This is a genomic window from Kushneria halocnemicola (genome assembly GCF_965650455.1).
In the GTDB taxonomy this organism is placed as follows: domain Bacteria; phylum Pseudomonadota; class Gammaproteobacteria; order Pseudomonadales; family Halomonadaceae; genus Kushneria.
Map to the genome: position 1 here is coordinate 1525901 of NZ_OZ287968.1, position 19214 is coordinate 1545114.

At 61.1% G+C, this 19214-nt stretch carries 12 protein-coding genes; 5 read left to right on the forward strand and 7 right to left on the reverse strand.

Features of this window, described 5'->3' with window-relative positions:
* Positions 1 to 99 precede the first annotated feature (99 nt).
* Entirely contained in the window at positions 100 to 1146 is a 1047-nt protein-coding gene (locus ACS92L_RS07020) for an alpha/beta fold hydrolase (RefSeq protein WP_438768033.1), read from the forward strand.
* A gap of 27 nt (positions 1147 to 1173) precedes the next feature.
* Here the strand turns inward: ACS92L_RS07020 and nfi are convergent, their stop codons facing one another.
* The 4 genes from nfi to ACS92L_RS07040 form a co-directional block, all read right to left on the reverse strand.
* Positions 1174 to 1902, reverse strand: coding sequence for a deoxyribonuclease V (nfi, locus tag ACS92L_RS07025; protein WP_438768035.1), 729 nt, complete (start codon positions 1900 to 1902; stop codon positions 1174 to 1176).
* Between the two features lie 182 nt (positions 1903 to 2084).
* Positions 2085 to 3797 carry a DEAD/DEAH box helicase gene (locus ACS92L_RS07030; protein ID WP_438768036.1) on the reverse strand — a complete coding sequence of 571 codons (1713 nt, stop codon included), beginning with the start codon at positions 3795 to 3797 and terminating at the stop codon, positions 2085 to 2087.
* A 458-nt stretch (positions 3798 to 4255) separates the two neighbouring features.
* A complete protein-coding gene (locus ACS92L_RS07035) occupies positions 4256 to 5260 on the reverse strand; it encodes a glutathione S-transferase family protein (protein ID WP_438768037.1) in 1005 nt (334 codons plus the stop codon).
* 116 nt (positions 5261 to 5376) lie between these two features.
* Positions 5377 to 6258 carry a LysR family transcriptional regulator gene (locus tag ACS92L_RS07040; RefSeq protein WP_438768038.1) on the reverse strand — a complete coding sequence of 294 codons (882 nt, stop codon included), beginning with the start codon at positions 6256 to 6258 and terminating at the stop codon, positions 5377 to 5379.
* A 699-nt stretch (positions 6259 to 6957) separates the two neighbouring features.
* Between ACS92L_RS07040 and ACS92L_RS07045 the strand changes: the two genes are divergently transcribed.
* Positions 6958 to 8640 (forward strand): peptidoglycan DD-metalloendopeptidase family protein, encoded by a 1683-nt coding sequence (locus ACS92L_RS07045; RefSeq protein WP_438768040.1) that lies wholly within the window; start codon positions 6958 to 6960, stop codon positions 8638 to 8640.
* Positions 8641 to 8762: 122 nt separating this feature from the next.
* Here ACS92L_RS07045 and ACS92L_RS07050 read toward each other — a convergent pair whose 3' ends face one another.
* On the reverse strand, positions 8763 to 10310 hold the full coding sequence (locus tag ACS92L_RS07050) for an efflux transporter outer membrane subunit (protein ID WP_438768041.1): 1548 nt from the start codon (positions 10308 to 10310) through the stop codon (positions 8763 to 8765).
* Between the two features lie 26 nt (positions 10311 to 10336).
* Positions 10337 to 12085, reverse strand: a complete 1749-nt coding sequence (locus tag ACS92L_RS07055) for a DUF748 domain-containing protein (RefSeq protein WP_438768043.1) — start codon at positions 12083 to 12085, stop codon at positions 10337 to 10339.
* A gap of 294 nt (positions 12086 to 12379) precedes the next feature.
* Here ACS92L_RS07055 and ACS92L_RS07060 point away from each other — a divergent pair, with 294 nt between their 5' ends.
* Entirely contained in the window at positions 12380 to 12748 is a 369-nt protein-coding gene (locus ACS92L_RS07060) for a hypothetical protein (RefSeq protein WP_438768044.1), read from the forward strand.
* Between the two features lie 13 nt (positions 12749 to 12761).
* Positions 12762 to 14609: an ABC transporter ATP-binding protein gene (locus tag ACS92L_RS07065; RefSeq protein ID WP_438768045.1), complete on the forward strand. Its 1848-nt coding sequence runs from the start codon at positions 12762 to 12764 to the stop codon at positions 14607 to 14609.
* 44 nt (positions 14610 to 14653) lie between these two features.
* On the opposite strand, the gene ACS92L_RS07070 is transcribed toward ACS92L_RS07065, so the two are convergent.
* Positions 14654 to 17410 (reverse strand): nitrate reductase, encoded by a 2757-nt coding sequence (locus ACS92L_RS07070; RefSeq protein WP_438768047.1) that lies wholly within the window; start codon positions 17408 to 17410, stop codon positions 14654 to 14656.
* Positions 17411 to 17949: 539 nt separating this feature from the next.
* Between ACS92L_RS07070 and ACS92L_RS07075 the strand changes: the two genes are divergently transcribed.
* Positions 17950 to 19212 carry an NAD(P)/FAD-dependent oxidoreductase gene (locus ACS92L_RS07075; RefSeq protein ID WP_438768048.1) on the forward strand — a complete coding sequence of 421 codons (1263 nt, stop codon included), beginning with the start codon at positions 17950 to 17952 and terminating at the stop codon, positions 19210 to 19212.
* Positions 19213 to 19214: the final 2 nt, after the last annotated feature.

The window sequence follows — 19214 nt, forward strand, 5'->3', positions numbered from 1 at the left end:
CCCTGCCATTGTTTGCCAGAATGAAACGCCATCATTGGATGGCACGCCAATAACATTACGACCACGACATCGCCTGCGATGTCCGGCAAGGACTCTTTCATGCGCGCTCTCTTACTGGCCCCGCTGCTTGTTTCCATGGCCCTGCCTGCCATGGCCGCCAACGATACTGCCAACAACAACACGGCCAACAACAACACCGACGACAAACCGGTTTACGGTCCCCGACTGGAAGGGTTCGACTACCCTTGGACGCTGCATCGCTTTGAGCTGGACTCCCAGCAGCAGTCACTTGAGATGATGTACATGGACGTGGCGCCACAGGGCGAGGCCAATGGAGAGACGGTGGTGCTGATGCACGGCAAGAACTTCTGCGGTGCCACCTGGGAGGGCACCATCCGGGCGCTGACGCAGCAGGGCTATCGCGTTATTGCCCCCGACCAGATCGGCTTTTGCAAATCCAGCAAGCCGGAGCACTATCAGTACAGTTTTCAGCAGCTGGCCGACAATACCCATGCCCTGCTGGCCCATCTCGATATCAATAACGCCACCATCATGGGCCATTCCATGGGTGGCATGCTGGCGACCCGCTACGCGCTGATGTATCCCGACACCACTGACGGTCTGGTATTGGTCAACCCGATCGGGCTGGAAGACTGGAAGGCAAAGGGTGTGCCCTGGCAGTCGATCGAGGACTGGTATGAAAGCGGCAAGAAGGCCAGCGCCGAGAAAATGCGCGAGTATCAGCAGGAGACCTACTACGCCGGCGAATGGGAACCCGAGTACGACCGCTGGGTCGAGATGCAGGCCGGCATGTACCGAGGGGAAGGCCGCGACATCAACGCCTGGAATCAGGCCCTGACCTACGACATGATCATGACCCAGCCGGTCGTCTACGAGTTCGAAAACCTTGAGGTGCCTACCCTGCTGATGGTCGGCGATCAGGACAATACTGCCGTCGGCAAGGGACTGGCCTCTGAAGACGTTCAGAAAACGCTGGGCCACTATGCCGAGCTGGGCCCCGACATCGCCGAGCGCATCCCCGAGTCAACCTATGTCCACTTCGAGGATCTGGGGCACTCACCTCAGGTACAGGCCCCCGAGCGTTTCCATGAGGCACTGCTCGAATGGTTCGACCGGACGCGTTAGGGGTTCTGCTCGGGATAACGGTATACCCTAGAGCGACAGGTCGTCCTGACGTGGCGCGGCGCCCGCCTCCGGGTGCCGCGTCTCAACGGTACGGCGCGACGCGAGGCGATCGGCCTGTCGGGTCGGCTCCGGCAGTTTGTAGCGCGTCAGGCACTGCATGACCCAGCTGACCGAGCTTTCCAGCGATATTTTATGGCCGGTAGAGATATAGAGCGGCTTGACCCGCTCACGGGTGCGCAGCACGGCACCGATGGTCTCGTTGCGATGGATCAGCGGCACCTGACTGCCGCGCGCTTCACCCACGTCGTCATGACGACCGCACAGGCGGCTTTTGCCCACGCCGATCGCCGGCATATCCAGCCAGAGCCCCAAATGGGCGGCAATACCCAGCCGACGCGGATGCGCGATACCCATGCCGTCCACCATCAAAAGATCGGGCATGACGGTAAGCTGATCAAAGGCCTCGAGTGCGGCCGGCAGCTCGCGAAAGCTTAAAAGCCCGGGAATATAAGGCATTGTCGTGGGCGTGCGGTGCAGTACCTTCTCCACGATTTCAAGCGACGGCCATCGCATGACCACAATCACCGCGCGTGTGGTGTCACCGCTGTCTTCAAAACCGATATCCACGCCGGCAATATGCTCGACCTCACCGAACTGGTCGCTGCAGATGATGCGAGGGGCAAGCGATTTCTGTAGTGCAATGGCGGTGTCGGGATCGACGGTCCACTCATGCAACGGCTGATGCTTTGATGTCATGGTTTCTCCTGGCAGATTGCCTGAGCGTAGACAACGCCGCTCATTCCATGCCAGCTTGCTCGTCGACGGGGCCCTGTCGACAGGGCTTGTGCTGAATGCAAAAAGGCCCCCTGCCTGTGGGCAGAGGGCCTTTCGCATTGCTGTCATGAGGGTGCGCCTGTCAGCGCACCGTCATGATGACCTCAGGAGGCCTGCTGGCGACGATCGTCGCGACGCGGACGCTGCTCGCGACCTTCGCCATCGCCTTCGGGGCGACCGCCATCCTTGCTGATTTCGAGCTGGCGACCGCCGACACGGGCACGCGCCATCTTGGCCAGTACGGTTTCGGGCAGGCTGGTGGGCAGTTCGACCAGGCTATGAGTCTGGCGAATATCGATGCGACCGATACGAGCGCCTTCGATGCCACCTTCATTGGCCAGTGCACCGACCAGCTGTCCCGGCTTGATGTTATCGCGATGGCCCACGGCCAGACGATAGCGGGTCATGCCTTCAGACGGGCCGCCCTGACGACGCGGGGCACGACGCTCACCGCCACGCTCGCCACGTTCGGGGCGCTCGCTGCGCGGGTTGGATTTCGGCAAAGAGCGAATCGGCGGCTCACCGGCACGCGCCAGGCTTGCAAAGACACAGGCCAGATCGATCGGATCGATGCCCTCTGCCATCAGCGATTCGACCATCTCACGCTGATGCTCATGACCACGCTCGAGCATGGCCTCGGCACGCGCCTTGAACTTCTCGTCGCGATGCGCACGCATGGTCTTCTCGTCGGGAAGCTCCATGATGTCGATTTTCTGGCCGGTGGCCTGCTCGAGCCAGCGAATCTTGCGCACTTCACGGCCACCGGCAAAGGCAATCGCCGTGCCTTCGCGGCCGGCGCGGCCGGTACGACCGATACGGTGAATATAGGCTTCGGTGTCGTGGGGCATGTCAAAGTTGATGACATGCGTAATACGCGGCACGTCAAGACCACGGGCGGCGACATCGGTGGCCACCAGCACGTCGACCTTGCCCTTTTTCAGGCGCTGAACCGTGCGCTCACGCAGGCTCTGATCCAGATCACCGGACAGCGGCGCCGCGGCGATACCACGGGCGACCAGCTGATCGACCAGCGTGGTGCAGGAGGCACGGGTACGCACGAAGACGATGGCAGCATCAACCGGTTCGACTTCGATAATACGGGCCAGCGCTTCAATCTTGGCCGGACCTTCCACACGACAGACGCGCTGCTGAATGGTGGTCGTGGCGGCACGCGCTTCGATCTGTACGGTAACCGGATCGACCAGATAGCGGCTGACGATGCGTGAAATTTCCGGCGGCAGCGTGGCCGAGAAGAATACGCGCTGTGCGTCGGTCGGCGTGTCCTTGAGGACGCGCTTGACGTCGTCAATAAAGCCCATGCGAAGCATTTCGTCGGCTTCGTCAAGCACCAGCGCGTTCAGGCCGGTCAGGCTCAGCGAGCCGCGGTCCAGATGGTCGATGACACGACCCGGCGTGCCCACAACGATCTGACCGCCGCTTTTCAGGCCGCGCATCTGTTCACGGTAGTCCTGACCACCGCAAAGCGTGACGACCTCAAGGCCCTTGATGTTCTGGCCGTAGCGGCTGAAAGCCACGGCAACCTGCTGAGCGAGTTCGCGCGTCGGGGCCAGAACCAGCACCTGCGGTTCACGACGCTCAAGATCGAGCTTGGAGAGCAGCGGCAAGGCAAAAGCGGCCGTCTTGCCGGTACCGGTTTGCGCCTGACCCAAAAGGTCAGCGCCTTCCAGAAGCGATGGAATGGTCTGCGCCTGAATGGGAGACGGCGTTTCGTAGCCCAGGGATTCAAGAGATTCGAGAACAGCAGGCAGCAGCGCCATGTCACCGAAATTCGGCGAGGCAACGGAAGTAGAAGTCATGTCACACCTTATAAGCCGGCATTGGGCCGGCGGGGGAAAATGTCTGGTCGGGAGGCATCATCAAACGATAGGCATATCGGATGGTTCCCGGACCGGTCGCACTCGTATCGTCATGGCCTGCTCGCAGAAAAGGCGAACAGACAACGATATCCGTGGCATGTGGCGACCGTTATTGCATCTGGGCAACACGTCATACGCGGCGACCGACAGGTCGTGGCAGTCACTGCCGTCGTATGGTGCCCGATGCTCCATCGATGCGTGGGCGCTTTGGCGCCTTGGAGAATCGTCCCCTACGCAACGGCAGTCTCAATGGGGGCGAATCAGCAGAGATGGCAGGGTCTTCACAAGCGAGGTAGACATAATCTATCACGATACGGCTGCTTATGCACGCCGAAAGTCGAAGGCACGCCCGTCAGAGGCCATCAAAAGGCAGATCCCTGACGGGCGCAGGTGTCAGATCATCCGTGCTGCTGAATCCCCCTGCCCGGTAGACGCTCGCGATCATGGGCTCGATCAAGATCCAGCCTCGGGCCCAGAGGCACGATGCCGTTGGGGTTGATGCTCGAGTGGCTGGCGTAGTAGTGACGCTGAATATGCGTCATGTTGACGGTCTCGGCCACCTCCGGCCATTGATAGAGCTCGCGCAGATAATTTGAAAGCGCCGGATAGTCCTCGATCCTTTTGAGATTGCACTTGAAATGACCGTAATAGACGCTGTCAAAGCGGGTGAGCGTGGTGAAAAGGCGGATATCGGCCTCGGTCAGATACTCGCCGGCCAGGTAGCGCCGCTCGCTGAGCAGGGCTTCCAGCCGGTCCAGCGTTTCAAACAACGCCGTGACATGCTTTTCATACACCTTTTGTTCGGTAGCAAATCCGGCCTTGTACACCCCGTTATTGACCCGGTCGTACACTTCATCGTTGATGCGATCGATCTCGTCACGCAGCGCTGCCGGGTACAGATCCAGCCGGTTGCCGGTCAGCTCGTCAAACGCCGTATTGAAAATGCGCATCAGGTCGGCGGACTCGTTGTTAACGATGCGCGATTTTTTCTTGTCCCATAAAACCGGCACGGTCACTCGTCCCGTATAATGCTCATCCGTCAGGGTATAGAGCTGATAATGGCGACGCGCACCGTTGATCGGATCGCCGCTTGAACCTTCGTCCAGTTCGTACGTCCATCCTTCATCCAGCATGTAGGGGCTTGTGACAGACACCCCCACCAGCTCGGACAGCCCCTTGAGCCGGCGCATGATCAGCGCACGATGCGCCCAGGGACAGGCCAGCGAAACATAAAGATGAAAGCGATTGCTGCTTGCAGTGACACCGGGCTGCCCATCAGGGCCGGGCTCACCGCTGGGCGTTACCCAATCACGCAGCTGTGCCGACTCGCGAACAAATTCGCCGTTATTGCCTTTGGTGTCATACCAGCGGTCTACCCACTGTCCATCGACCAGTAACCCCATGGCGCTCTCCTTGTCCGGCGCTATCCCGGAATATGCATGTCTGGGTCGTGAGAATAGTCGCTTGACATGCGGTTGACACACAAACCGGTCGCGGCACAGGCACGATCCTTTCGATATCAGCCACGAAATGCCATGCGCAGCGCCTCTGCCATGGCCTGCACGGCAGGGCCTGCGCCTTCGACATCATTGATGTACAAGGAAAGTGGCACTTCGCGAATACCGCCGGCCTGCAATGGCAGCGCCCTGAGCTGTCCACTGTCCAGCAGGGGCTGGACGCGGGCCTGCGACACCCAGGCAAAACCCAGCCCGCGGGCCAGAACATCCAGACAGGTCGCCACGTGCGACACCGTCCAGCGCTGCTCGGCCTTGAGCCAGCCGCTGTCGTTTTGTTCACGCAGGGCAGAGTCCCGGGTCACGATCTGGCGATGCTGGCGCAGATCGCGTAGATCCAGCGATCTGCCCAGTTGGTGAAGGGGGTGGTCAGGGTGCGCCACGGCAATAAAGCGGATGGCCCCGAGCAGTTCCCCAAGATATCCCGGTACCGGCAGACCACAGATCAAAAGATCCACGCGATCATCCAGCAGCATCTCCACACCGCCGTTGAGCACCGCCTCATGAAGCTGAATCCGCGTGTGCGGAAATCGGGTAGAAAAGCGGTCAAGGGCGAAACACAGGGTCTCGGGCGCCAGGATCTGGTCGATCGCGATGGCAATTTCTGCCTCAAGGCCGCCCGAGAGGCTGTCGGCCACGGCTTCGATATTATCGGCGCTTTCCAGCAGCTGGCGCGCTCGGCGCAGCAGCATCTCTCCCGATTCGGTCAGGCGCAGCTGTCGCCCGCTGGTGTCCAGCAGTTGTACGCCCAGCTGGGCTTCAAGTTTGTGAACCGCATGATGGATGCTGGAAGGGCTTTTATGGATTGCTTCTGCAGCACGTGCAAAGCCGCCATGATCTACCACCGCCGCCAGCATTTGCCATTGAACCAGCGTGACTCGAGACATGTTACATCCTGTGAACCAATGAAGGCATCAAAGCTTTTTTGTCTTTCAACGTGCGCAATTCTGCACTGAAAATTTCTTTCCAATCATGCCAGTAAATGCCCCGATCGGCACAGTACAGGCCAATCAGCCAACGTAAACGATATTTAACTCCGGCATGAAAGTGTCGCGATTAAAGGCACATTCAAATAACAAAAGGCTACATTGCGCATTTAATCGATGCTTGTAATTTTTAAATTACGTCTCATTTTTGACCTCAATTAAATAAAATTGACGCCTGCTTTTCTACCCATTCCATCTAAATAAGCCTGCCTTTTTCTGATATCAAACATCAAAATAAAACAGTACCGATATATTGCCATTACGATGGAAACTGTTCATGCATACAGTGCAAATGATTAAAAAATGACCGGTGCCGTGACGTCCCGCACAAGAGCTGCACCTGCTCGCCAACGCGACAGCCACGCGGCGGCGACAGAAAAAGGCCGATCTGACACGGCTGTCATACTCTTCGACGCGAAGGCTTATACCTGTACAATAATTTCACAACAATTCGTCACCGATCGCCGCCGGACTCAGACCTCTTTAATCTATAATAAAGGTGAGCAATTATTGATAATCGGACTAGGCATATCCCTGACCTTGAGGTAAGGTAATCCGGCCTTTATCCCTTTTATCTATCTGTATACGGCGCTCATAATCATGTTGCGAATTTTCAGTTCGCTACCCCGCACGCACAGGCTTTTATTGTTACCGGTTACCGCCATGGTTGGCGTGTTGGGTGCGCATCAGCTCTATCAGAATACGAACACCTCGGCTGCTACCGATGCCACGGTGGCAGATCTCCAGCAGCTCGCACAGCCCGTAAGCAGTGCGTTCGCGGCCACTCAGGAGCAGGCCCGCGCCTTTGGCCAGCCGACGCATCTCGAGATTGCCGGCGCGCTGGCACTGGCCGCCTCCTCTACCGAGCAGATCGACAACACTTCGTCGCCTGATGTCAGGCAGGCGCTGGCAGTGGCGTCCAACCTTGCGGCCATGAATGCCGGCGCAGCGCTGAGAGACGACCTGGCGATCGACAGCGACGAACAGGCCATCGCCCGTGCCGATCATGTCACGGCCATGGGCAATGGCCTGCGCGGGCATACGTCCTACGTTGACAACTTCAACGATGACGATACCGAAGACTACAACGGCTCGGTCGATGGCAGCCTCAGCGGTCAGTTTTCCCTGAGCAGCCAGATCGAGACCCGCGAGCCCTATACCCCCGAGTGGCAGACCTACAAGGTTCAAAAGGGCGATACCTTTGCAGAGCTTGCCGAGCACAGCCTGGGGCTGGGCTATAGCGAAGTTCTCAAGCTGATGGACGACGCGCCCGACAAAAAGGCGCTGACCAACCTGCGCGTCGGCAACGAGCTGGATTACAAGGTCGACAAGAACGGGCATCTGCTGGCGCTTCGCGTCATGCAAAACACGCGCAGCGGCTATCTCTTCGAGCGCGAAAACACCGATGACCGCTTTAGCGTCAACGACATTGAACGTACTGGAGAAGCCACACAGCGCCTGTTTGCCGGCACGGTCAACGGCAGCTTCGGTTCTTCAGCGCGCGCTACCGGCCTTTCCAGCGGTGAGGTGGCCGAGCTGATTTCGGTGCTGGGCAAAAAGCTCAACTTCAATCGCTCGGCGCGTGATGGCGACAGGTTTCAGGTGCTGGTCGAATCAGACGTGATCGACGGCAAGCCCTACGACTCGCGTATTCTGGCCGCGCATTATGAGGGCAACAACAACCTTACCGTCGTACGCCACGATGGCGACTACTATACCCCGGACGGTCAGGGCCTCGACCCGGCCTTCAATCGCTATCCCTTCAAGGGTGAGTACCGCATCAGCTCGCCGTTCAATCTCAAGCGTCGCCATCCGGTCACCGGGCGCGTCTCACCCCACAAGGGCACCGACTTTGCCATGCCGGTCGGCTCCTCGGTACGCGCCCCGGCTGATGGTCGGGTCACCAAGGTGGTGAGCCATCCACTGGCCGGCAAGTACATCGTGATCACGCATGACAATGGCTATCAGACCCGTTATCTGCACCTGTCCAGACCCGAAGTCAAACCCGGTCAGCGTGTCAAAATGGGGGAAGAGATCGCCAAATCGGGTAATACCGGCCGCAGTACCGGTGCGCACCTGCACTACGAGATCATCGCCAACGGCTCTCAGGTCAACGCCATGCGCGTCAAGCTGCCGGGCGGACGCGCCCTGTCCGGCCAGGAGCTGGCAAGTTTCAAGACCGAATCGAAAGAGCTTCTTGCCAAGCTTGAAAGTGCCGACAACACGCGCGCCGTCGCTCAGGTTCATCACGACGACAACAGCGGTCAGGACGACGAAATCTGATCATCAGGCCCGCTTTTCCAGGCCCATCATGAAAAACGCCCCTTTATGGGGCGTTTTTTTATGCGCGGTTTTAAAAGCCGGAGACGATTTGAAAACCGGGCTGTCGTTGGTAGACCCGTCCTTTATGAGCCTTTTGTTTCTGGACCTGTCGTTTGCGGACCCGCCGTTTGCGGGTTGGGCGCCTGCGGATACCCTCCGGCGGCGTGTGGCACGTTGAGCCCCTCATCGAAACCGCCGCCCAGAGCCTGCACAAGCTGAATCGAGGTATCCACCAGCTGACTGTTCAGGCTCACCAGCGACTGCTGGGCATCCAGCAGCTGCTGTTGCGTGCTCAACACCTGCAGGTAATTGGTGATGCCGGCCTGAAAGCGCTCAAGCGCCAGATCAAAGGCCTGCTGTGCATTGTCGCGCGCCTGCTCAAGCGACTGACGCTGGCGATTCAGCGACTGAACGGAGGTGATGGTATCGGCCACCGTACCCAGCGCTGAAATGACGGTCTGGTTGTACTGCGCGACGGCCAGATCGTAGTCCGCCTCGGTGCTGTCCAGATTGGCGCGAAGGCGTCCGCCCTCAAAGATCGGCAGTGACAGCGCCGGCGAGATACTCCAGCTTTTGGCCGGCTCCGCGAAGAAATAGCTGCCCAGCCGCGAGCTGAAACCGGCCATCGCACTCAAATTGAGATTGGGATAGAACTGCGCCTTGTCTGCCTTGATCTGCTGGGTCTGGGCCTCTACCCGCCAGCGTGCTGCGACCACGTCCGGACGCCGGCCGATCAGCTCGGCCGGCACCACCGAGGGCAGCGACAAAAGCGCCGGAGACAGCGGCTGAGGACGCTCGATATCAAGGCCGCGATCAGGCCCCTTGCCCAGCAGCACGCCCAGCGAGATCCGATCGCTTCGAACGGCCTGCTCTGCCGATTCCAGCGCCTGTCGGGCGCTTGAAACGCTGGAGCGCGACTGCAGCCGTGCCGACTGATCACTCAGCCCGGCCTGCTGAAGCTGCTGGTTGGTGTTGTCGATGGTCAGGGCCCGCTCAAGCTCCTGGCGGGCGATATCGAGCTGCGCATAATTGCCGGCCAGCTGCACATAGGCTCGGGCCACGTTGACCGACAGGGTCAGCGCTGCCTCATGCAGATCGATCTCGGTGGCCCGGGCTTCACCGAGCGCTGCCGACCACGTCGCGCGACGACCACCCCAGAGATCCACGTCGTAGCTGAAATTCGATGACAGTCCCCGGGTGGTACTGTAGATATTGCCCAGCCCCTGGGGGTCATCGACTTCCGACACCCGCGAGCGAGAAAGGCTGGCAGAGCCGTCCAACGTTGGCAGACGTTCGGCACCCGCCTGACCGACCGCTGCGTTGGCCGAACGCAGGCGTGCCTGAGCCACGTCCATATCCGGCGAGTCGGCCAGGGCTTCTCGAATCAGGGCCTCCAGGTGCGGGTCGCCCAGCGCGTTCCACCACTGGCGACCGGGCCAGTTGGCCGAGGAAATGGTGACCTCCCCGACGGTCTGAAGGGCCGACAGCTGATTGAGCGACACCATCTCGCCCCGGGGCTCGATGCCTTCATAGCTGGCGCAGCCGCTGATCATGACTGCCAGTAAAAGCCCTGCTGCACAGGGCCGTACGCCACGCCCCGGTCGGGGCCACTGCGCGTTATCCGTTTTCATGCCGCCTTCATATCCTTGTCCGACGCTCAGTCATCCCGGGCGTCGGTCTTCACCTGTGACAGGGGCCCCTCGGTATAGCCCTCGGAACGCTCTCCTGCGGCGTCGTTATCGTCGCCGTTGATCATGGCATCGAGCGTATCAATCGGCGATGTGGCGAGGTTCTTGAGCACCTCGCCCAGCACCTGCATGACCACACTGCTGATATCCACTTCGCCGCCATCAACCGTGGCCTGAATGGGAATATCCAGGTTGATGACGCCATCATCGCTTTGCAGCAAACCGACCAGCCGTCTCAGCGGCAGGGAAGCGTCGTTGTCTACCGCTTCTTCATCAAGCGCCAGCTGTCTGAGAATCACATGGTTTTGTGCCGTCACCTGACCACCATCAAGCTGGTAGTGCAGATCCAGATCGGCAGTGCCGCTGCGGATACGATAGCCGCCAAAGCGCTGTATATAGGGGGCAAAACGCTCGAGCGGCAGCCGCTTGCTGGTTAGATCCATCTCGCCTTCAAGCGAATCACCCGCGCTGAAATGCCCCTCGATGGCCACCGGCGTGTCATCGCTTTCAAAACCATCAAAGCCAAATCGTGCCGGGTTTGATGAGCGCGTATCGAAAGCCTCCATATGGCCCTTGAACGAGCGAATATCAAGCTGTACCGCCGGCGACATCTGATGGTCCTCGAAACGGAAGGTGCCGTTGTCGACGTTCAGACTGCCAAGCGCTACGTTCGATTGCGACGCGCTGCTCTCCTCGGCCGGTGTTTCCTCCGCCTCCGGGGTAGCATCCCCCTCATTGTTGCCGGTCGGCTGCGGGGTCAGATTGAGATGGCCCTGATCATCCAGCAGCACCAGCACATCAGGCGCGTCAAGGCGAATGCTCTCGGCGCGCATATGCTCGGCGCCCTGAACATCCATTCCCTTGAAGGCTGCCTCTCTCACACCGAAAACATGCAGCCCCTGCTGGTCAAGAACGCTCAGGTTACTGATATCAAGGTCGCCCTGCCACAGCACGCCATTGCTGGCCGCACGACCAAAGGCAAGACGCCCCTGTCCCTGCAGACTGCCCTGCTTGACCTGTAGATGCTGCCTGTCAGCAAGCCAGGGGTTGAGCAGGGTCAGTGCCAGTTGATCACCCGTGATCTGTATGTCGCCGGTCAGCGGCTCAGGGCTGAAATCGCCCCTGGCTTCGAGCCGGCCTTCCCCAAGCCGGGCACTGGCACTGCCATGCATGGGCTTATCGGATTGCCGGCTGTCGTAATCAAAAAGAGACACCGTCATGTCCTGCAGCGATAGCTCGCCCTGCGACGAAAGGCGCCGATCGATCCATTCAAGCTGCCCTCCGGACACCCTGATGCGGTCGATCACAAGCGTCATGCCGCCATCGTCGCTTTCCTGACCCTCGTCGCTGCCGAGCTGCTCCAGATTGAGCTCGCCCGAGTCATCGGTGATCATGCGCAGATGCGCATTTTCCAGTGCAACGTCACCCACATGGACACCGGTCTGCCACAGCGATGACCAGCGCAGGGAGACACTGCCACGGTCGATGGTCACGACCCGCTCGTTCGGGTCACCCAGTGCAAGCCCACGCAGCGACAGCGTGGCCGTCAGGGGATTGAAGGCGAGGCGCTCGAGCGCCACCGGTCTGCCGGTGGCATCCTCAAGCGCTCGGGTCGCATAGGCGGTTACCCCCCAGGTGCACAGCAGCCAGGTCGAGAACCCGAGGACAGCGGCGGCGCCCGCCCCGATAATCCAGCGATTGCGATGTCTGAGGCCCAATTGCCTTGCTCCTGCGTTGTTGTCGGATGCTTTCGTGTCAGCCACACCAGGCTTGCCGAAGCGGTCCTGTTCCATGCCATCAGGCAGATAAAGAATAACACGTGTGCGCCAGGCTCTTTTCACCGCAGAGTGCATGGATCGAAAAGGCGGCACACCACAGTTGAGTGGCCTTGATGAAAGGTATGAAGGTCATTTCATTAAAAGTTGTCAGCCAGTGCATGCTTTTGTGTCAGTCTGGTCTAACATTACGGATATACAGTTTGTACAAGGGACTGCGGGGAGTTTATAGACGTCATGATCAGTCTGCTATGGATAGCATTTCTTGCCATCGCCCTGGGCGGTTACGGGCTGTGGCGAGGGTTTTCACGAGACATCTGCCTGTCCGTGATGCTGATTGCTCTGGGCGTTGCCGCCGGGGCGCTGATCATCATCAGCAGTGCGGCCAGCCTGCTGGTGGCCGGTGCAGCGGTTATTGCCAGTCTGGGCCTGTGTATTCGCGAAGGCCAGCGCGACAATCCCCGGCCTCGCCAGGGTCGGGCCCGCCGGGCCTCGATCAATCCTCTAACGCCTGCGCTGACGCAGCTCTGGCAGAGCAGCATCCGGGCACGGCGCGCCCCTCGTCAGGGCGCCACTCTTAGAAAGCGTGCACGTCAGCCCCTGTAATGCCGAATTGACCATGCCGTCTGCCCGCTTCAAACATCGCCTGGCCGCCGTGCCGGGCGATTTTTTCAATGTCTTTCGCTATACCCGTCGGGCGCTTGCTCTGGTGTGGCAGACCTCGCGCGTGATGATGCTGGGCCTGGCGCTGGCTACCCTGGTCGCGGGTGTACTGCCGGCCGTGGTCGCCTGGGTCGGCCAGCTGATCGTGGATGGCGTGGTCACGGCGATGGGCACTTACCCGGATCAGGCCACGGATCTATCGACCGTACTGTCCCCGGTGCTGTCTCTGGTGGTGATCGAAGGCGTCCTGATTGGCCTGATGGCGCTGGCACAGCGGGTGCTGGACGCGCAGCAGTCGCTGTTGCGTGCGCAGCTGGGGCAGAAGGTCAACGTCATGCTGCTCGACAAGGCCGGTGAGCTGTCGCTGTCCCAGTTCGAGGACTCCGAAATCTACGACCAGCTCACCCGAGCGCGACGCGAGGCCTCGACACGACCGCTGTCGCTGGTTACCCGAACCTTTTCGCTGCTGCAAAACGCCATCTCGCTTGCGAGCTTCAGCGTACTGCTGGTGAAGTTTTCACCCTGGGCGCTGTTGATTATCGTGGCCGGTGCTTTGCCGGTGTTTATTTCAGAGGCCAAATTCTCGGGCGATGCCTTTCGCCTGTTTCGCTGGCGCTCGCCGCAAATGCGCGAACAGCGCTACCTGGAGACCCTGCTGGCACGCGAGGACAGCATCAAGGAGGTCAAGCTCTATGGTCTGGAGCAGCTTTTTCTGTCCCGCTACCGCGCCATATTTGACACCCTCTACAGCGAAGAGCGCCGCCTGACGCTCAGGCGCACGCTATGGGGTTTTCTGCTGGGGCTTCTGGGCACGCTTACCTTCTACGCCGCCTACGGCTGGGTGGTGCTTGAGACCATTATCGGTGCCCTGACGCTGGGCCAGATGACCATGTATCTGCTGGTGTTCAAGCAAAGTCAGGGGGCGCTGTCGGCCAGTCTCTCTGCCGTCAGCGGCATGTTCGAGGACAACCTTTATCTCTCCAATCTCTACGAGTTTCTTGAACAGCCTACCGAGCGGGAAGCGGGCACGATTACCGAGGGGATAATGCCCGGCGATGGCCTGCGCTTTGAACGCGTCAGCTTTGCCTACCCCGGCGGCGAGCAGGTTCTTGATGATATTTCACTGCATCTAATGCCCGGTCAGAGCCTGGCACTGGTGGGCGAAAACGGCTCCGGCAAGACCACCCTGATCAAACTGCTGACCCGTCTTTATCACCCCAGTCGCGGGCGCGTTCTGCTTGATGGCAGCGACCTGCGTGACTGGGACGGCCAGACGCTGCGTCGGCGAGTCGGTGTCATCTTTCAGGACTTCGTGCGCTATCAGTTTTCCGTGGGCGAAAATCTGGGCGTGGGCGACACCCACGCCTTCGCTGATGAAACCCGCTGGCAGGCGGCCGCACAGCGCGGGCTGGCCGATGACTTTATCCAGCGTCTGCCCTCGGGCTATCACACCCAGCTCGGGCGCTGGTTCAAAAATGGCCAGGAGCTCTCCGGCGGTCAGTGGCAGAAAATTGCGCTCTCAAGAGCCTGGATGCGTGAAGGCGCCGATATCCTGGTGCTCGACGAGCCGACCGCCGCGATGGACGCCGCCGCCGAAGCCGCCGTGTTCAACCGCTTTCGCGAACACAGTCGTGATCGCAGCTCGATTCTGATTTCACATCGCTTCTCGACCGTAAGAAGTGCCGATGTGATCGTGGTCATGGATCGCGGACGCATTATCGAGCGCGGCAGTCACGATGAGCTGATCGCCGGCCGCGGTCGCTACGCCGAGCTGTTCGAGCTGCAGGCGGCGGGTTATCGCTGACGCCTTGAAGATGTAACGTGCGCGGTCTTGATACCGGTGGCACGTCATCGCCCAGCCTGAACCGCTCGGGCGGTTTCATGTGTGGCGCCTTGTTGGGCCTTTTCATCGCCATGCTGCGCTTTTAAAAGCGCGCGCAGCTCCGGAATACAGGAGCCGCACTGAGTGCCGCAGGCCAGCCGCTCCCCCAGCGCCTCGACGGTATTGCAGCCACCGGCAATGGCACGCCTGATGGTTTTCTCCCCGACCTGGTGGCAGCTGCACACCGTTGCACCGGCATCCTCGCCACTTGCCGCTCTTCCGGCCAGCAGCCGGCGTCGCTGCGGGCTCTCGAGTGCCTCGAGAGCAAAACAATCGTCCAGCCAGCCAACATCATCCAGCATCGCATTGAGCGTGCCGACCGGGGCCACCGCCAGCCACCAGACAACCCTGCCCTTGTGAAGGCAGGCCGCGCGAAAGTGATCGCGCCCGCCATCCTCACTCCAGAGCGTGGGCGCCTGACCCAGGGTGCGCGCACACCAGCCGGCCCAGTCGTCGAGCGAGCGCTCGCCCGCCATCTGCCAGCGCTGGCAGTTTGCCAGCGGGATACGTGCCCACCAGTCGCTCTCTCCCAGCGGCGCCCGCGCATCATGTCCCAACAGCAGACAGGCTTCCCACTGCGCAGCGACCGGTGACAGCGCCACGCGCCCCTGCTTGGACTCGGGCTGACCGGAGACCGGATCGCAGACGGCTTTGATCAACGCGGAAGCCCGCGCTTCGCGGGCAAACTGATCGTTCCAGTGAATGGGCACGAAAAGCGATTCCCGCGGCTGCGCGGTGGTGACGCGCACCCGGCCAAAATACTCGCCCAGCGCATTGTGAAGCCGGGCGAGCTGCCCGTCCGTGACGCCGGCCCCGTGCGCCGTCTCCGGATGCACCTCGATAAAGGGCTCGCTTCTGTGGTGCATGAGCCGCGGCGACCGGGCGGTGCGGGTCATGGTGTGCCACTGATCGCGAATGCGCCCGGTGTTCAGTAACAGTGGCGTCTCCCTTGTCGGCTGTTGAATTGTGGCGCTGGAAGACACCGCGATCAGTCTTGCCCGGGCATTGGGCGTCATGAAGCGCGCGTTCTCAAAAAGTCGCGCCGTGCCCTGCGGCGCGCCGGCATTGACCGGCCACTGAATCGGCGCGAGCGCGTCATAGCGAGCGCGATCCATCCCCGCCAGCCCGGAGATATCAAACAGGCGATAGCCGCTCTCCGGGGTGGCCTGCGGATCGTTTTCAAAGCCTGAAAGCCTGGCATGCTCGTCAAATATCTCGTGCACGCTGCAATAGTCGAAGGCCTCGCCAAAGCCCATGTGACGAGCCACTTCACAGATGATCCACCAGTCGTGGCGCGCCTCGCCCGGGGGCGGCAATATCCCGCGCTGGCGCGAGATACACCGTTCGGAGTTGGTCACGGTGCCGTCCTTCTCCGCCCAGCCGCTGGCCGGCAGGATAATATCGGCATGTTCCAGAGTGTCATTGCGTGCCACGCATTCAGAGACAATCACCAGCGGGCACTTTTGAATGGCCGCGCGCACCCGGTTGGCATCCGGGAGGCTGACCAGCGGATTGGTGGCCATGATCCACAGCGCCTGAATCTCGCCGCGCTCGATCGACTCGATCAGCGCCAGCGCCTTGTGGCCGGGTCCGTCAGGCAGCGTGGGCACGAGGTTTGGCGTGGTCCAGAAGCGCGTGACCCGATCCAGCGCGCCGGGGGTGTGGTAATCCATGTGCGCCGCCAGCTGGTTGGCCAGGCCGCCGACCTCGCGCCCACCCATGGCGTTGGGCTGGCCGGTAATCGAAAAGGGCCCGGCTCCCGGCAGGCCGATACTGCCGCCGGCCAGATGCGCGTTGATGATCGAATTGACCCGATCGGTGCCGCTGCTCGACTGGTTGACCCCCTGCGAGTAAAGCGTCACCACATGCAGCTGAGTGGCAAACCAGTAGTAGAAGGTTTCCAGCCGCTCGGCTTCGACGCCGCACCGCTCGGCGGCGGTGTCGATGTCCGGCACCTCCTGCTGCGCCGCGGCCAGCGCTTCATCGAAGCCTTCGGTGTGCTGCTCGATAAAATCACGATCCAGCCTGCCCTTGCCGGCCATATAGCGCAGCAGACCGTTGAAGAGCGCGATATCGCTGCCCGGGGCGATCTGCAAAAAGAGATCGGCCAGCTCGCAGGTATCGGTCACCCGCGGGTCGATGACCACGATCTTCATCAGGGGATTGCGGCTTTTGGCCGTGCGCAGGCGCTGATAGAGCACTGGATGGTTCCAGGCCAGATTGCTGCCGGTCAGCACCACCAGCTCCGCTTCTTCCAGATCCTCATAGCAGCAGGGCACCGCGTCTGCGCCCAGGGCGCGCTTGTAGCCTGCCACCGCCGAGGCCATGCACAGCCTTGAATTGGTATCCACGTGCGGCGTGCCGACAAAGCCCTTGAAGAACTTGTTGGCAATAAAATAGTCCTCGGTCAAAAGCTGCCCGGAGAGATAGCCCGCGATGGCACCGCCGCCATACTGCGAGCGAATGTCGCCCAGCCGAGAAGCCACCTCGGAAAGCGCCCTCTCCCAGCTGACCTCATGCCCGTCAATTCGAGGGCGCATCAGCCGCCCCTCGTGCCCCAGCGTTTGCGCCAGCGCCGAGCCCTTGACGCAGAGTCGGCCTTCGTTGGCCGGGTGCGTTTTATCCCCCGTCACGCCCGCGAGCGTGTCACAACGCTTGCTGTCATGCTGGGCCACCACACCGCAGCCCACCCCGCAGTAGGGGCAGGTGGTTGTCGTTTCCATAGGGATCTCCTCCACGACAGACGGCTGCCCTGATCTACCCGGGCAGCCCTGTCTCAAGCCTTCAGCGCCACGCTCGACAGCGTCATGACGATCCATTGGCAGGAAAATCTGACGTCCATCAAAAAAGGGCGCGGCCGCTGCTGATAGCCTGATCGAGCAATATCCGGGCCAGAACAGGGTTTTTACCGTGACAGGAAGGCGCTGGCGTACCCGGTGTCGGGCACTGCCCGGCCCCCGACGACTCGATGCACCAAAAGATGGCCGCACAGACCCCGGCTGCACACTCCTGGTGACATCATGCGCCGGCACGGCGCTGCCTGATGACACGCGCTCTCATGAAAATGACTGAAATCAAAGGGATCCACCGTTTCTGGCACGGCATTCGCCTGATAAACATCAGAACTGCCGGTGTACAGCCACCCTCAGCGTCACCGGCCGACAGGCAACTGCGTGATGTGTCAGACAACGCCAAGCCCACTTCGCTTTTTCCACGGGCAGCATTGGCGCTATCGACAATCCATCACGCCGGGAGGTCGACCATGACAACGAACAGTGCCACCCCACAGGCCATCACCGACCAACGCGTGCTCATTATCGGCAATGGCATGGCCACCCAGCGCCTGCTGGAAGCGCTGGTGGCCCGGCCCGAGCGGCCGCAAAACATTCATGTGTTCGGCGATGAGCCCAGCCCCGCCTACAACCGCATCCTGCTTTCGCCCCTGCTGGCCGGCGAGGTGGATGAGGCCGCCATTGCCCTGCGCGACCGCGACTGGTTCAAGGCCCACCACATTACGCTGCACTGTGGTCGACGCATTACCGCCATTGATCAAGCGGCGCAGCAGATCATCGATGATCAGGGCGAGCGCCACGACTATGACCGGCTGATCATCGCCACCGGCTCGCGCGCGCGCCTTTTCGATCTGCCCGGTGCCGAGCTTGGCGGCATCCACGGTTTCCGCACCACCGAGGATGTGACCTCGCTGATGGCGGCCGGGGAGCACACCCGCCGCGCCGTGGTCATCGGCGGCGGGCTGCTGGGCCTCGAGGCGGCCGAAGGACTTCGAAAGCGCGGCCTTGAGGTCACCGTGGTCCATCGCGCCGCGCACTTGATGAACCGCCAGCTGGATGACCGGGCCGCCGAGCTGCTGACCAGTGAACTCCAGGGGCGTGGCCTGAGCCTGCGCCGGGGACGACAACCTGTCGCCTATGAAAGTGCCGATGGCATCCGCGTCTCCGGTGTGGTGCTGGATAACGGCGAACATCTGGCCGCCGGGCTGGTCGTGGTCGCCGCCGGCATCGTGCCCAACGCCGAGCTCGGCCTGGCGGCGGGCCTGGCAGGCGATCGGGCCATTCGCGTGGATGACACCCTGACCACCAGTGACGAGGCCATCATGGCGCTGGGCGAGTGCTGTGAGTTCGAGCGCACCACCTTTGGCCTGGTCGATCCCATCTGGGCCCAGGTCGAGGTGCTGGCCGACCGGCTCTGCGGTGGCCACCAGCGCTACGCCCTGACGCCCAGCGCCACCCGGCTCAAGGTCAGCGGTATCGAGCTTTATGCCTTTGGCCTGCTGGCCCCCGACCCCGGTGACGAGGTGCTGCGCTATCTCGACGCCGACCACGGCGACTACCGCCGCCTGATTCTGCGCAACAACCGACTTGTCGGCGCCGTGCTCTACGGCGATACCCGTGATGGGCCCTGGTATTTCCGCCAGAGCGTGGACAAGGGCGATCTCACGGCCTGTCGCGACACGCTGATTTTTGGCGCCGCGGATGCCACCCAACAGCTTGAGGAGGCTGCCTGATC